The organism is Nisaea denitrificans DSM 18348, assembly GCF_000426505.1.
Taxonomy (GTDB): domain Bacteria; phylum Pseudomonadota; class Alphaproteobacteria; order Thalassobaculales; family Thalassobaculaceae; genus Nisaea; species Nisaea denitrificans.
The window spans coordinates 536,965-553,063 of record NZ_AUFM01000011.1 but is presented as its reverse complement, the minus strand read 5'-3'; the positions used below and the strand labels follow the sequence as shown (position 1 = coordinate 553,063).

At 59.8% G+C, this 16,099-nt stretch carries 11 protein-coding genes; 6 read left to right on the top strand and 5 right to left on the bottom strand.

The window, feature by feature from the left end; genetic code table 11:
• Positions 1-173 precede the first annotated feature (173 nt).
• Positions 174-1,160, bottom strand: coding sequence for an MBL fold metallo-hydrolase (locus K328_RS0103380; RefSeq protein WP_028464767.1), 987 nt, complete (start codon positions 1,158-1,160; stop codon positions 174-176).
• A 226-nt stretch (positions 1,161-1,386) separates the two neighbouring features.
• Here K328_RS0103380 and pcaD point away from each other — a divergent pair, with 226 nt between their 5' ends.
• A complete protein-coding gene (gene pcaD, locus K328_RS0103375) occupies positions 1,387-2,181 on the top strand; it encodes a 3-oxoadipate enol-lactonase (protein ID WP_028464766.1) in 795 nt (264 codons plus the stop codon).
• A gap of 14 nt (positions 2,182-2,195) precedes the next feature.
• Here the strand turns inward: pcaD and K328_RS25545 are convergent, their stop codons facing one another.
• Positions 2,196-3,212, bottom strand: a complete 1,017-nt coding sequence (locus K328_RS25545) for an FG-GAP repeat domain-containing protein (RefSeq protein ID WP_051284396.1) — start codon at positions 3,210-3,212, stop codon at positions 2,196-2,198.
• 161 nt (positions 3,213-3,373) lie between these two features.
• On the opposite strand from K328_RS25545, the gene K328_RS0103365 reads away from it, so the two are divergent.
• Positions 3,374-4,060: a fumarylacetoacetate hydrolase family protein gene (locus tag K328_RS0103365; RefSeq protein WP_028464765.1), complete on the top strand. Its 687-nt coding sequence runs from the start codon at positions 3,374-3,376 to the stop codon at positions 4,058-4,060.
• Positions 4,061-4,140: 80 nt separating this feature from the next.
• On the opposite strand, the gene K328_RS0103360 is transcribed toward K328_RS0103365, so the two are convergent.
• The 3 genes from K328_RS0103360 to K328_RS22370 form a co-directional block, all read right to left on the bottom strand.
• A complete protein-coding gene (locus tag K328_RS0103360) occupies positions 4,141-5,658 on the bottom strand; it encodes a tripartite tricarboxylate transporter permease (RefSeq protein WP_028464764.1) in 1,518 nt (505 codons plus the stop codon).
• Positions 5,659-5,683: 25 nt separating this feature from the next.
• Positions 5,684-6,181 (bottom strand): tripartite tricarboxylate transporter TctB family protein, encoded by a 498-nt coding sequence (locus tag K328_RS0103355; RefSeq protein ID WP_028464763.1) that lies wholly within the window; start codon positions 6,179-6,181, stop codon positions 5,684-5,686.
• Positions 6,182-6,290: 109 nt separating this feature from the next.
• Positions 6,291-7,262, bottom strand: coding sequence for a Bug family tripartite tricarboxylate transporter substrate binding protein (locus tag K328_RS22370; protein WP_036553102.1), 972 nt, complete (start codon positions 7,260-7,262; stop codon positions 6,291-6,293).
• Between the two features lie 608 nt (positions 7,263-7,870).
• On the opposite strand from K328_RS22370, the gene K328_RS0103345 reads away from it, so the two are divergent.
• From K328_RS0103345 to ppdK, 4 genes are all read left to right on the top strand, one after another.
• Positions 7,871-9,568 carry an NAD(P)H-dependent oxidoreductase subunit E gene (locus K328_RS0103345; RefSeq protein ID WP_036553101.1) on the top strand — a complete coding sequence of 566 codons (1,698 nt, stop codon included), beginning with the start codon at positions 7,871-7,873 and terminating at the stop codon, positions 9,566-9,568.
• Positions 9,565-12,345, top strand: a complete 2,781-nt coding sequence (gene fdhF, locus K328_RS0103340) for a formate dehydrogenase subunit alpha (protein ID WP_028464761.1) — start codon at positions 9,565-9,567, stop codon at positions 12,343-12,345. The genes K328_RS0103345 and fdhF overlap by 4 nt, the downstream gene beginning before the upstream one ends.
• A gap of 19 nt (positions 12,346-12,364) precedes the next feature.
• Positions 12,365-13,186 (top strand): universal stress protein, encoded by an 822-nt coding sequence (locus K328_RS0103335; protein WP_028464760.1) that lies wholly within the window; start codon positions 12,365-12,367, stop codon positions 13,184-13,186.
• Positions 13,187-13,383: 197 nt separating this feature from the next.
• Positions 13,384-16,068, top strand: coding sequence for a pyruvate, phosphate dikinase (ppdK, locus tag K328_RS0103330; RefSeq protein ID WP_028464759.1), 2,685 nt, complete (start codon positions 13,384-13,386; stop codon positions 16,066-16,068).
• The last annotated feature ends 31 nt before the right edge of the window (positions 16,069-16,099 follow it).

Here is a 16,099-nt window from a genome sequence, read left to right as displayed (position 1 = left end):
CATTTATAGCGGATGAGTGTTCCGCAACAATGGTTAACGTTTCATTATCAAACGGAAACTTGATGCGTCACTCTTGTTGAAGTGTAGCAGATTTCATGACGGGTCGCGCAAGTATAAGAAGCGGCGCCCCTAAAGAACGCGCCGCTCCTTACCACCCACAGCCTTTGGAGTGCCTATAGATTGAGCTGGTAGCTTGCCGGCACCCAGCGATAAGCAACTCCGTGCCTTTCCACATACCCCACCGCCGGGAACGGCATGTGATATCCCGTGGCAGGAATTTTCTCGGCCGCCGCCATATCCAGCAAGCGCTTCCGGGTCGCCGCAGCAGCTTCCTTGTCCATGTCAAACCGCACATGCCAGTCCGGCCGCTGCAATGATGCAACGTAATGGTTCGTTGTATCGGCCCAGGCGAGCAATCTACGGCCCTCGCTTTCGAAGTGATACGCCATATGTCCCGGCGTGTGCCCTGCTGCACCGACCGCCTGAATTCCGGACACGACGTCCTCGCCGGGCTTCAGGAACGTCATCTTCTCCGCGAACGGGACAACGTTGCTCTGCACCAGCTTGCCTACCCGGGCGAGCTGGCCCTCGGCCATTTCCGGTGGAGACCAGAAGTCGTATTCCGCCGCGCCCGTCACGTAACGCGCGTTGGGGAACAACGCGCCGCCGCCTTCCATGAGACCGCCGATATGGTCCGGATGGAAATGCGTCAGGACGACAATGTCGATCTGGTCTGCGGTAAATCCGGCCCGGCCAAGAGCCTCTGCGAGGTGTCCGGCATTCGGCCGACGGCCATTGCCGTTTCCGGAGTCGAACATGATCACTTCAGTGCCGGTATTCACGATAACCGGCGTGAAGGAGATCTCCATACGGTTTCCCGGCAGATGATTTTCCTCCGCGAGCCGGACCACGTCTTCCTGCGTCTGATTTTGCCCGAAAATCGGGTGTGGACCATCAAGTTGAATGGCCCCATCCGAGATCGTGGTCACCTCGAACTTGCCGAGCTTGAAGCGATAGTGGGACGGGTGTGACGCCCCTTGCATTGGAGCCGCTGCCTCAACGACAGACGGCAGGCTGGAAAGCACGGCCGGAGCGGCCAACGTTCCAGCGGCAGCGAATATTGCTTCCCGCCTGGTCAGTGCTTTAAATCGGTTCGTCATCTGGATCCTCCCTCGACCGAACGAAATCTAATGCCTTGGAAGTAGCGCAGCAGGGGATGCAGAAAAGATGGGCATTGTCAGAAAAACAGACCGCTCACCTAGCTTCTCCTCGCCCGTCCCACGCCAATTGCAGGACGGCTTGCCGCGCAGAACTTAATTAGGATGGAATTTCCGCAAGTTAAGGGTACAAAACCCGTGCAGAAGAGAACCTGGGCGAGGACATAAAATGGCATTCTTCAAAGCTGGATCACGAACATTTCACTATTCCGACCGGACAATCGGGACCGGCCCAACACTGGTTCTCGCCAATTCTCTCGGTACAGATTTCCGGATCTGGGACCCGCTGCTGCCAAAGCTGGAAGGGATCGGACGGATTGTCCGGTACGACAAGCGCGGTCATGGTCTGACGGACATGTCCGAGCCGCCCTATTCCATTCAGGATCTGAGCTCCGACCTGAAAGCCATCGTGGATCATGTAGGGCTTGATCATTTTCTGCTCGGTGGCGTCTCCATCGGCGGCATGATCGCCCAAGACTTCGCGGCCCGTTATCCTAAGCAGGTCGATGTCCTCGTTTGCATGGATACCGCTCCGAAAATCGGCGAAGCCGCTCTTTGGCAGGAGCGCATCGATGCGATCACGACAAACGGCCTCGAGAGTATTGCCGATGGCGTCATGGAGCGCTGGTTCTCGGCCGATTTCCGGAAAAACAATCCGGCCGCTACGGCAGGATGGCGCAATTTGCTCGCCCGAACCACACAGGCTGGCTATCTCGGCTGCTGCGCGGCAATCCGTGACGCGGACCTGACCGAAGCCACTCTCTCGTTGACCGTTCCGACTTTGGTGCTCTGCGGTGCGGAAGACGGTGCGACGCCGCCTGCACTCGTCAAGGCTATGGCCGATGCCATGAAAAACGCGTCCTACGTCGAAGTTCCCGACGCGGGCCACATCCCAAGCCTTGAGCAACCGGATTTTCTGGCCGATGCCATGAACCGTTTCTTCAAGGAGAACGGGTTTACCTGACCCGGCAGGCTTAATTAGGGCGCCCAGCGCATTTCGTGAAGCGTGCCGTCTCTGTCGAGATAGACTGCGCTCTGCGTACTCGTCGCGATGATGCGGGACCGGGGTGCTGATGGAAGCACCACCTCGGCGATCCTGCGCACCCCATCTGGCGTGAGCGCTACGGCGGCAATCGCGCCATATCCTCGCACGGGCAGGATAAGATCGGGAGTGCCGTCACCGTCTACATCGGCGACTTCCGAAAGGTCCTGAACCGTCGAGCCGCCATGATGGTTGGCATAACCGCCTTCCCGCGCCTGCTCTCTGAGGCGGCCAACGCGCCATTCCGAAAAAACCAGCTCGCCGCGGATATGCGGGCGGTCGACATAGGCGATCTCGGTAAAACCGTCGCCATCGAAATCCGCAATGCCCGCGATATTCAGCCAGCGATACGGCGCACCAATCCTTGCGGAGTTGGCCAGCCGCAGCAGTGCGGGATCGCCGTCGCTGTTCCTGCCAAGACCGAACACCGCAATCCCGGCGCCACCGGTCGATGATGCCGTGATGGCCACGATTTCCGGCCTCCCGGACAGTGCGCGATCGAGATCGACAATCCGGGGCTCAAGATCCTCGAACACTTCGTCCTCTATCACCGTAAAAATCGCGGGCTTGCCGCCCTTCTCCTGCACCACCAGGCTCAGCGCTTCCACCGGATCGCCTAGAGCGCCATGGCCATAACTTTCCGTTTCACCTGTGTACCAGGCCCTGATCAGGCCATCCGGACTGATCGCAACCCGGCCGTCCTTCACGAGGGGATACGGCAGCGGCTCGGGCTCTGGCAGCCGCACCGGACCAGATCTCTCGATAACCTGCCCGTCACCGGTCACTTCAAACATCGCTCCATTCTCGGCCAGCGCGAGAACGCGACCAGCCACATTCATGAGCCTGCCGCCGGGCGCTGTCAGATCCAGTTTGCGGAACGACAGTTCCGCTGCCGATACGGACATCGCCGCCATTGCCATGACAGACGTAATCAGAATAGTTGCAAGCCGCATGCACTTAACCTCTCCGGAGACCCCGTCGAAATGACGAAGAAAGCTGGTCGAATATAGGACTGGACGCGCCCATTTCCCTGTCCGATATGTATCGCTGTTGTTCACAGGCACGCGAGCGCGGACGACGCGACGTGCCCCAACCTCCCATCAAGGAGTCCGACATGAGCTATGTTTTCACGCCGCCCCCGGCAGTCTCCCTGCCCGTCCGCGGCCAGGACGATCGCTTCCCCGTGCATCGGGTTTATTGCGTCGGGCGCAATTATGCCGAACATGCCATCGAAATGGGCCACGATCCGGACAAGGAGCCGCCGTTCTTCTTCCAGAAGAATCCAGACAACCTGATCGTCCCGGACCTGAAGTTCCCCTATCCGCCCCAGTCCAACGACGTGCACCATGAAATCGAAATGGTCGTCGCGCTGAAGAAGGGCGGAACCGACATTCCGGTCGAAGACGCACTTGAGTGTGTCTATGGCTACGCAGTGTCTCTCGACATGACCCGGCGCGATCTGCAGGGCCAGATGAAGAAGCTCGGTCGGCCGTGGGAAATCGGCAAGGCGTTCGAGATGTCCGCCCCGTGCGGCGAGATTGTCCCCGCCTCCGACATCGGTCACCCGGAAAACGGTGCCGTCTGGCTCAAGGTCAATGGCGAGTTGCGCCAGGAAGGCGATCTGAACCAGATGCTCTGGAAAGTCCCGGAAATGATCTCCTACCTTTCCGGCCTTTTCACACTTGTCCCGGGTGACATCATCATGTCCGGCACGCCCGCCGGCGTTGGCCCCGTCGTGCGCGGCGATGTCATGCATGGCCATGTCGAAGGCGTTGGTGATCTGGTCGTGAACGTGGTCTGAGACAGACCTCTCTGCTGAATGAAAAAGGGCGGCCTCAACGGCCGCCCTTTCTTGTTTCGACGATGAGCGTTTTCGCGAAGTCAGACCTCGGCGTTTTTCGCCTGCTTGCGTTTTTTCCGGTAAACCTGCACCAGCGGCAACAGCAACAGAACAATCGCGATCATCGTGATCGGCCCTGCAATCGGCCGGGTGAAGAACACCGTCGCATCTCCGCCGGAAATGATCAGGCTCTGGCGAAGGGCCGGCTCGGCGATCGGGCCAAGCACGATGGCAAGCACTGCCGGCGCCAGCGGATAATCCAGCTTGCGGAGCGCATAGGCTCCGAAACCGAAGATTACCATGAGCCAGACATCGTGCATGTCCTCGGTCGGCGCGTAGCCGCCAACAAGGCAGAGCACGAAAATGATCGGCGCCAGCACGGTGAACGGCATCTTCAGTACATAGAGGAAGACCGGGATGAAGAGAATGTTGATGATCACCGCGAAGAAATTCGCGGCATAGAGACTTGCGGTCAGGCCCCAGACGAAATCCGACTGTTCAATGAACATCATCGGGCCGGGCACAAGCCCCCAGATCACCATCCCGCCGAGCAGGATCGCAGTGGTTGGAGAGCCCGGAATTCCAAGCGTCAGCATGGGCAGCATCGCGCCTGTCGAAGCGGCATTGTTCGCCGCCTCCGGCGCAATCACGCCGCCAACATCCCCCTTGCCGTAATTCTCCGGGGTCTTCGAGGTCATCTTCGAGATGCCATAGGCCATCAGCGCGCCCGGTGTCGCGCCCGCTGCCGGCAGGATGCCGACAAAGAAACCGAGTAGCGAGCCGATCCAGGCCGGCTTCCACTCCTTCAAGACATCTTTCAGGTGAGAAACCGTTCGGGAAGCCGAAACCTCCACCTTGGACATCATCGGGTTCCCGCGCGTGGAATCGATGGTCCAGAGCATCTCGCCAATACCGTAGACGCCAATCGCCAGCACCAGGAAGTTGATGCCGTGCAGGAAGCCGATAATGTCGAAGAAAACCAGTCGCGGCGTCCCGCTGATGATGTCCATGCCAACCGCACTGAACACCAGGCCGATACAGATAGAGAAGACGGTCTTGGCGATATCATCACCACCAAGTCCGACAAAGGTCGCGAATGCCAGCAACATAAGCGCGAAGATTTCCTGATCACCGAAATCAAGCGCCACACTGGCCAGCGCCGGCGCAAAACCGGTGAACAGAATGATGGAGATGGTGCCGCCGAAGAAGGATGCCACCGCCGCCGCGATCAGGGCCTTGTCGGCAAGCCCCTTCAGAGCAAGCGGTCGCCCGTCGAAGGTTGTCGCAACCGCTGTCGATGCCCCCGGAATTCCGAGCATGATCGAACTGATAGCCCCGCCGTACATGGCGCCGTAATAGATCGCGGCCAAAAAGATGATGGCTGAGGTCGGCGGCACAAGAAAGGTCAGCGGCAAGAGGATCGCTACGCCGTTGACCGATCCCAGGCCCGGCATCGCACCGATAAACAGTCCGACAGTCACACCGACGACGACCAGCCCGAGATTAAGCGGCTCGAAGGCGATCAGAAAGCCGCCCAGAAGATGCTGAATGATATCCATAACCTAATTTCCCCAGGCCGGTCGTCTAAAGGAAGATGTCGTAGAGCGGATAAAACAGCGGCTCCAAGTATCCCTTGGGCAGCACGATCCGCATGGCGACGTCGAAGAAAAAGAAAATCACAACCGGCGCAGTCCCGGAGATCACCAGCGTCGGCACCCAGCCATGTCGTCCGAGGACTCTCAGATAGAACAGCATGAATATGGGCACGGCCCCGTAGACACCGATTACATGAACCATTGCCACCAGAGCGACCACACTGCCTCCAACCAGCAGCAACATCCGGATCGCGTGAGCATCCATGAATTGATCCTGGGAACGGGACTGAGGAGTCGCCCGGCGAACCCAGTTCACGATTGTCCAGATGTTACAGATCAACATGATGGCGGCCAGCCAGAACGGCCAAGCACCGCCTCCGGGACCCTCATGTTTCACCCAGCCGATATTCAGCTCGGCACTCTTCCACATCAGGTAGATGGAAAATGCTGCCAACAAGACAGCCGTGACCAGTTCCGCGCGGCGCATGTGCGGCGACCTTCCTCATTCGATCATGAATAGAAAAAGAGACGGGATTCAAAACCCCTCAAATCACACCCCCGGAGCGCTCAGGCTCCGGGAGTGCTGAGATTTGCAATCAGGAAGCGCCGGCCTTGGCCAGCATCTTGCGATGCGTCTCGTTGTTGACCTTCCAGTAAGCCTGAAGCTCGGCTCCAGACAGGAAGTCGCCATAGAGGCTCTTGCTCGCGCGATAATCCTGCCATTCCTTGCTGTCGAAGACCTTCTTGAACAGCGAGGTATAGTAGGCCTGTGCGTCCGCGGACATGCCCGGCGCACCGACGACGCTCCGCTGCATGTAGTAGGCAAAGTCCTGGCCTTTTTCGATCATGGTCGGGGCGTTCGGGAACTTATCCAGACGCTCCTTGGTGAAGGCCACCAGCGGGATAGCAACGCCGGCATTGTAGAAGCCTTCGATTTCCGACGGGTTGTTCACCGAGGAATTGATGTGCTTGCCGGCAACCTGCTTGGCCACCGTGCCGCCGCCCTTGTAAGGCACGTACTTCATCTTGAGGTCGAAATTGGAGTTCAGGAAATCCGTGATGAGCTGGTCTTCCTGCAACTTGCCGGTACCGCCCATGACCCACTGATCGCCGACGCTCTTCACATGGTCGACCCACTGTTCAAAGCTGGTGAGGCCTGAATCCTTGTGGACCCAGAGAAGGAAGGTGTCTTCCGCCATCCGCGCAACCGGTGCGAATTTCATGGAGTCGACGCCAAGACCCGGCTGACGCATCGGAGTCGTGTAGAAGCTGTTCAGGGTCACCATGATGGTGTGGTCCTGATCCTTGGCATTCTGTACATGCACAAGGGCTTCAGCGCCCGAGCCACCCGGCTTATTAATCGGAATCAATGGCTTGGAGGCCATTTTATGCTTTTCAACAATGGTCTGCATCAGACGGGCCATCTTATCGGCGCCACCGCCCTTACCAGCCATGATAATGAAATCGACCGGTTTTACCGGTTCGAATGCCTGTGCCGACGCATTTACGGCGAGTCCCAGACCGGCAAAAACAGCCAAGCCCATAAGACAGCGTCTTGAGATTTTCATTGAATTCCTCCCTTGTTGTTTCCGGACAAATTAATTTTTTTATTTTTGTCCGTCGCCAAAGCGTAGTCCGGCTTTTCAGCAAGGACCAACAACTTTTCATGGCATGAAAATGGTATACCAAGCCCAAGTATCTTGTATACCAGTTTCTCTTGCGCCCGGAGTCAGCCGGGCACGCTATGCGGTAAAGCACTTGTAAAACGCCGCAGATTTATTGAATGTTTTCGGCGACATGCCACTCTCTGGCACTCGACAGCCAGACGCCACGGGACTATGGTATACAAGATGCCAATACATAATGAGCTGCCTGTACGAGCGAAACGAAAGCACACTAAAGGGTAAGGTTATTCGATTGTTTGGCGATTTCCGGCTCAAGACCGGATCGACGAGAATGAAAATACCGCCTCTGGGGCGGCCCAAGGCGAACAAGACGTGCGAAAAGCACGCAACGAATAAAAGGCGACGCACAGAAGCGAAATGATGACGCGCACGGGCGAAGCAGAACAAGAACTGGCCGATAGCGTTCAACAGGACGCGATTGGGAGAGACTCAGGATTCTGTCAAAAGGGTCCGGGATATGCCGAGGAAGCAACAAGAAGGCCGCAAAGACCATGAATCAGATGAAAGTCGGGAAAAAGATCCATCCCGGTTCGGGCCGACGTAAAGCCCCGTCACTGCCTAAAGGGCGGTTCCTCGAAGAAGACGACCGGGACCGTGTCCGGGCAATCCTCGGCGACCTTCCACGCCGTCGTGATCTGCTGATCGAGCATCTGCATCTGATACAAGACAGTGAGGGATGCCTGCCCGCCGGCCTGCTGCACGCACTGGCCGCAGAGATGCGCATTCCCATGTCGGAGATCTACGAAGTCGCGTCCTTCTATGCGCATTTCGATATCGTCCGCGACGGCGAGGAGCGCCCTGCCCCTGTTACCATCCGGGTCTGTGAGTCCCTGAGCTGTGCCCTTGCAGGCGCTGAGCAACTCATCTCAGAACTTGAAGCTAACGCTGATGCCGACATTCGCGTGCTGCGCGCGCCCTGCATGGGCCGCTGCGATCTCGCACCGGTTGCCGAAGTCGGGCACCGGCATGTCGATAACTGCACGACCGAAAAAGCATTTGAAGTCGCCAAAAGCGGTGACCTGCACCCGCACATCCCGGAATTCAAGGCTTTCGACGCCTATCGCCAGGATGGCGGTTATGCCGCGCTGGAGACCTGCACATCCGGCAGGCGAACTGTCGAAGATGTGATCGGGACTCTTTCCGACGGTGGGCTGCGTGGCCTGGGCGGCGCCGGTTTCCCGACCGGGCGGAAATGGAGTTTCGTGCGCGCCGAAGAAGGTCCTCGCCTGATGGCCGTCAACGGTGACGAGGGCGAGCCCGGCACCTTCAAGGACAGGATGTTTCTTGAAAGCAACCCGCATCAGTTCCTCGAAGGCATGCTGATCGGCGCCTGGGTGGTCGAGGCTGAAGAGGTCTTTATATATCTTCGCGACGAGTATCCGGCTGCCCGCGAAATCCTTCTGAAGGAGATCGCCGCGGTCGAGGCGGCGGGCCTCGCCAAACACACCAAGATCACTCTGCGACGCGGCGCAGGCGCCTATATCTGCGGCGAAGAGTCCGCAATGATCGAATCCATCGAGGGCAAACGCGGCTTGCCACGCCACCGCCCGCCTTATGTCTCGGTCAACGGCATTTTCGGCCGACCGACGCTGGTAAATAATATCGAGACGCTCTACTGGGTGCCCGAGATCCTGAAGAACGGCGCCAAGTGGTTCGCGGACCAGGGAAAGAACGACTGCAAGGGGCTACGCAGCTATTCCGTTTCCGGCCGGGTGAAGAACCCGGGCGTGAAGCTGGTTCCGGCCGGCACCACCGCACGCGAGCTGATCGAGGACCATTCCGGCGGCATGGCCGACGGACACAGCTTCAAGGGCTACCTGCCCGGCGGCCCGTCCGGCGGCATCCTGCCGAAAGATATGGCCGACATCCCGCTAGATTTCGGCCAACTGGAGAAACACGGTTCCTTCGTCGGCTCCCATGCAGTCGTCATCCTTTCCGACAAGGACGACATGAAGGACGTGGCGCTCAACCTCCTGAAATTCTTCGAGGATGAAAGCTGCGGCCAGTGCACGCCCTGCCGCAACGGCACCGAGAAGGCCGTCCAGCTGATGCAACAGCCGAGCTGGGACACGGACCTCCTTGAAGAACTCAGCGCGGTCATGGCGGACGCCTCCATTTGCGGCCTCGGCCAGGCAGCACCCAATCCGATCCGATCAGTGATGAAATTTTTCCCGGGAGACCTGAAATGAGCGATCGCATCTCTTTCGAGTTGAACGGCGAAACTGTCGAAGCGCTGTCCGGTGAAACCATCTGGCAGGTCGCGGACCGTCTCGGCACCGAGATCCCGCACCTGTGCTGGCAGCCCGAGAAAGACTACCGGGCCGATGGCAACTGCCGGGCCTGCATGGTCGAGGTAGAGGGCGAACGTACCCTCACCGCCTCCTGCGTCCGCACACCGACGCCGGGCATGAAAGTGCAGACGGCAAGCGAGCGAGCGAAGAAATCCCGCGACATGGTCTTCGAGCTGCTGATCGCCGATCAGCCGGAACGCGAAACCAGTCATGACCCGGATTCCAAATTCTGGAACTGGGTCGACCAGATGGAAATAGGAGACTCCAGCCGGTTTCCCGGAATCGACAGACCGAAAGCGGATCTCAGCCACTCCGCGATCACGGTCAATCTGGACGCCTGCATCAACTGCAATCTCTGCGTCCGGGCCTGTCGCGAAGTCCAGGTGAATGACGTCATCGGCATGGCCTATCGCGGGCACGGCTCCAAGGTCGTCTTCGATTTCGACGAGGGCATGGGCGAGTCTACCTGCGTTGCCTGCGGCGAATGCGTTCAGGCCTGCCCGACCGGCGCGCTGATGGAAGCCAACCTGCTCGACAAAGCAGGAACCCGGACAGAGTACGCCGACCGCGTGGTCGACACGCTCTGCCCCTATTGCGGTGTCGGCTGCCAGACCCGCGTGCATGTGAAGGACGACAAGATCCTTCAGATCGACGGCCGCGATGGCCCCGCCAACAACAACCGGCTTTGCGTAAAGGGCCGCTTCGGGTTCGATTACATCCACCACCCGGACCGGCTGACCGTGCCGCTGATCCGGCGCGACGATGCGCCGAAGGCCGGCGACGTGGAAATCGATCGCGGCGATGTCTCCAAATATTTCCGCGAGGCGACCTGGGAAGAAGCCCTGGAACGCGCTGCCTCCGGCCTGAAAAAGGTGATCGACCGCGATGGCGGCGATGCGCTTGCCGGTTTTGGCTCGGCGAAATGCTCGAATGAGGAAGCCTATGTCTTCCAGAAGCTGATCCGTCAGGGTTTCGGCACCAACAATGTCGATCACTGCACCCGGCTCTGCCACGCCTCCTCGGTCGCCGCCCTGATGGAAGGACTGAATTCCGGTGCCGTGACGGCTCCCTTCACCGCCGCCGAGGACAGCGACTGCATTATCGTCATCGGTGCGCGCCCGGCAGAAAATCATCCAGTCGCCGCGACGTTCCTGAAGGCTGCTGCCAAGAAGGGCGCGGAGCTGATCATCATGGACCCGCGCGGCCAGAATAACGGTCTCGCCCGCCATGCAACCAAGGTTCTGCAGTTCAAGCCCGGCTCCGACGTCGCCCTGCTGAACGGCATGCTGCACACCATCGTCGAGGAAAACCTCTACGACGTTCAATATGTAGCCGCGAACACCGAGGGCTTCGAGGCTTTGAAATCCAGCATCAAGGATTTTGCACCGGAGAAGATGGAAGAGATCTGCGGTATTCCCGCCGAGACCATCCGCTCCGTCGCCCGGCTCTACGCCACATCAACGGCGTCGCTGATCTTCTGGGGCATGGGTGTCTCCCAGCATATCCACGGCACGGACAATGCCCGTTGCCTGATCGCGCTGGCCCTGACCACCGGCCAGATCGGCCGCCCCGGCAGCGGCCTACATCCGCTGCGCGGCCAGAACAATGTGCAGGGCGCCTCCGATGCCGGCATGATCCCGATGGTCTTCCCGGACTACAAGTCCGTCGAGGATCCCAGCATCCGCTCTGCCTATGAGGAGTTCTGGAAAACGGACCTGCCGCCGGTCAAGGGGCTCACTGTGGTCGAGATCATCGACGCCATCCTGCGCGACGAGATCAAGTCGATGTATATCCTCGGTGAAAACCCGGCCATGTCGGACCCCGACCAGAGCCACGCCCGCGCAGCCCTCGCCCGGCTAGAGCATCTCGTGGTTCAGGATATCTTCCTGACCGAGACCGCCTGGCATGCCGACGTGGTGCTGCCCGCATCCGCCCATGCGGAGAAGTGGGGCACCTTCACCAATACCAACCGTCAGGTGCAAATCGCCCGTCCCGTGGTTCCAGCACCGGGTCAGGCCCGGCAGGACTGGGAGTTGGTGCAGGAACTGGCGCAGCGCATCGGGCTGGACTGGGACTACAAGCACCCCTCCGACATTTTCGCCGAGATGACGGAGATCATGCCATCCCTGAAGAACATCACCTGGGAACGGCTGGAACGCGAGGAAGCGGTTACTTATCCCTGTGACGCGCCGGACAAGCCCGGAAACGCGATCATCTTCGGCGACCGGTTCCCGACGGCATCCGGACGCGCGAAGATCGTCCCGGCCCAGGTCACGGCACCGGCGGAGTTGCCGGATGCGGAATATCCGATGATCCTCACCACTGGGCGCCTATTGGAGCACTGGCACACCGGGAGCATGACCCGGCGTTCAGCGACACTCGATGCTCTGGAGCCTGAAGCCATTGCCGGCCTCAATCGCTGGGACATGAAGCGGATGAACGTACAGGCCGGCGATTATGTTCGGGTCACCACCCGGCGCGGCACGGTTGCCCTGAAAGCCCGGCAAGATGTGGACGTTCCCGAAGGGATGATCTTCATCCCGTTCTGCTTCGCGGAGGCGGCCGCCAACCTGCTGACCAATCCGCAGCTCGATCCGATGGGCAAGATTCCGGAGTTCAAATTCTGCGCCGCCAAGATCGAGGCCGTGCAGGAAAGTGTGGAAGCCGCGGAATAAGCGGCCATGGGAGGAACGAATGGCAATCAAGGATCTGGCCGTTGCCTACAACGGCACGGCCAACAGTAATGCTGCGCTCCGGCTGGCGGTGCGTATGGCCGCCAAATACGGTGCGTCCATCACCGGGCTGCATGTAAACCCGCCGCTCCATCTGGATAACCAGACGCGCCAGTGGATACCGGACAGCATCCTGGAAACCCTGCAAAAGGCGGAACAGGACAGCGTCTCCGGCATCGAGGCGCAATTCCGGAAAGAACTGGTAGACCTCGGCTATACCAGCAAAGGGGACTGGATCGCGGAACAGGGTGAGCCGAACCGGGTTCTGGCGAAAGGCTCCCGATATTTCGATATCCTGCTTGTCGGTCAATTCACCGCGTCAAACGGGGTGAAGGCGGAAATCCGGCCCGAGGATATCGTGCTGCTCTCCGGCAAACCCGTGATCGTCGTACCGAAAAAGTATGAAGACCGGCCCTTCAACGAATTCGCCGTGGTCGCCTGGGACGGCAGCCGCCCGGCCGCCCGCGCCCTTACGGATGCGATGCAGATCCTGGAAACGAAGAGCCGGATCGATATCGTTACTGTTGTTCCGAAAGACACACCGCCCGATGGCGGCCATGACATTCTCCGCCATCTCCGGCGGCACGGAATCGACGCCCGGCAGGTCGTTCTTCCCGATAATGGCGGCATCGCGAATACGATCCTGACCCATTGCGCCAGCACAAATCCCGACATTCTGGTTATGGGTGCCTATAGCCGGACCCGTATCCGCGAGGATATTTTCGGGGGAACCACCCGCGATGTTCTGGAAAATCTGACCGTTCCGGTCCTGATGGCACACTGATTCACAGAATCAGCGTCACGAAAGAGTCAAATTCCGCTCCGGACTGCGACTCTTTCCTTCCAACGACGCATTTCTTTGAGTAAACACCATCCGACCCCGTTGGACCTTTCGCAGGTGCAACAATCAAACGGTGCCTATATCCCCGGGTGCGAGTGCCCGGGCGCTAGGCACTGGAACCATGACTCGGAGAGCGGATCTTGGCTAAGTGGGTGTACAATTTCGGAGCAGGCAAGGCCGACGGGTCGGCCAAATTGCGGGAGCTTCTGGGTGGCAAGGGCGCCAATCTGGCGGAGATGGCCAATCTCGACCTGCCTGTCCCCCCAGGCTTTACGATCTCAACCGAGGTCTGCACGTACTATTATGCCAATGGCCGGACCTACCCAAGCGATCTTGCCGACCAGGTTGAAGCCGGCCTGAAAGCGGTTGAAACGGCCCTCGGACGAGGCTTCGGCTCCGATCAGAAGCCGCTTCTGGTTTCCGTCCGCTCCGGTGCCCGCGCCTCCATGCCAGGCATGATGGACACGGTGCTCAATCTCGGCCTGAACGATACCACCGTTACTGCCCTAGCCCGCGAGACCAACGACGAGCGTTTCGCCTATGACAGTTTCCGCCGCTTCATCCAGATGTACAGCGACGTCGTGCTCGAGGTGGAGCACTACAATTTCGAGGAAATCCTCGAAGAGTACAAAGAGCTGAAAGACTACAGCCTCGACACGGAAATGTCGGCGGACGACTGGAAGACCATCGTCTCTGAGTACAAGGCGCGGGTGAAGGAGGTTCTGGGCCGGGACTTCCCGGAAGATCCGAAGGAACAGCTCTGGGGCGCGATCAGCGCCGTGTTCGGCTCCTGGAAGAACCAGCGCGCGAATACATACCGCCGCCTGCATGACATTCCGGAATCCTGGGGCACCGCCGTTTCCGTGCAGAGCATGGTGTTCGGCAATATGGGTGAGGATTGCTCGACCGGCGTCTGCTTCTCCCGCAATCCCTCGACCGGCGACAACCGCTTCTATGGCGAGTTTCTGGTCAACGCTCAGGGCGAGGACGTGGTCGCCGGTATTCGCACGCCGCAGCCGCTCACCATCGCAGAGCGCGAGGAAGGCGGCGGGGATCTTGCTTCCATGGAAGAGGTCCAGCCGGACGTCTACAAGGAACTGGTGGCGATCCGCGACAAGCTTGAATCCCATTATCTTGACATGCAGGACATGGAGTTCACGGTTCAACAGAACCGACTCTGGATCCTGCAGACCCGGAACGGCAAACGGACTGCAGCGGCGGCCCTGAAAATCGCCTGTGATTTGGTGCGTGAAGGCCTTATCGACAAGCGCGAAGCCGTGCGCCGTATCGACCCGGCCCAGCTCGACCAGATGCTGCACCCGACCCTCGACCCCAATGCCACGCGCGATGTTGTCGGCCGCGGCCTGCCCGCCTCTCCCGGTGCCGCCAGTGGCCAGATCGTGTTCACCGCCGAAGAGGCAGAAGAATGGGTCAAGGCCGGTAAGAAGGTCGTCCTGGTCCGCAACGAGACCAGCCCCGAGGATATCGGTGGCATGCACGTGGCCGAAGGTATCCTGACCACGCGTGGCGGCATGACATCCCACGCGGCCGTCGTGGCACGCGGCATGGGCACACCCTGCGTCTCCGGCGCGGGCGAGATCAAGGTCGATGGCAAGAACAAGGTGATGCTGGCAGGCGGGCGCGAGTTCGTCGAAGGTGACATCATCACCCTGGACGGCACCACCGGTGAAGTGATGAAGGGCGAAGTCGCCACCATCAAGCCGGAGTTGACTGGCGATTTCGGTGAGCTGATGGGCTGGGTGGACGAGTTCCGCACCCTCGGAGTCCGGGCCAATGCGGAAACCCCGCTGGATGCCCAGACCGCCGTCGATTTCGGCGCCGAAGGTATCGGCCTGTCACGGACAGAGCACATGTTCTTCGATCCGGAGCGGATCGTGCACATGCGCGAGATGATCCTGGCCCGCGATCCCGAAGCGCGCCGTGCGGCCATCACGAAGCTGCTGCCGTACCAGCGCGAGGACTTCACAGCCCTCTTCCGCATCATGAACGGCCTGCCGGCAACCATTCGCCTGCTGGACCCGCCACTGAACGAATTCCTGCCGCACACGGACGAGGAAATGCAGGCTGTGGCCGATGCCGCCGGTGTCTCGCTACGTGCCCTGCAGATCAGAAAAGCGGAACTCGACGAAGCCAATCCGATGCTGGGTCATCGCGGCTGCCGCCTCGGCGTGACCTATCCGGAACTCTGTGAAATGCAGGCCCGGGCCATTTTCGAAGCCGTCGTTGCGGTTAAGAAGGAAGGCATCAAGGCCATTCCGGAAGTGATGATCCCGCTGGTCGGCACCAAGGCTGAAATGGACGATCAGGCCGTGATCGTCCGCCGCATCGCGGACGCTGTAAAAAAGGAAACCGGCGAAGACTTCGAATACATGGTCGGCACCATGATCGAGTTGCCGCGCGCCTGTCTGGTGGCTGACGAGATCGCCGAGACGGCCGAATTCTTCAGCTTCGGAACAAACGATCTGACCCAGACCACATTCGGCTTCTCCCGTGACGATGCTGGCTCCTTCATCGAGGAATACCTGCATCGCGGTCTGCTGCCGGCCGATCCGTTCATTACCATTGACCGGGACGGCGTCGGCGCCCTCGTGCGCATGGGCGCCGAAAAAGGCAAGAAGACCCGCCCGGACCTGAAGATGGGGATCTGCGGCGAACATGGCGGTGACCCGGCGTCGGTCCGGTTCTGCCACGAAGTCGGCCTGACTTACGTCTCCTGCTCTCCCTACCGGGTCCCGATCGCCCGCCTCGCGGCGGCGCAGGCGGCGATCGACGAGTCTGATGACGTGCGTAAACAGGACGCTTGATCAACGCTTTCCCGGAAACAGAAACGCCGCC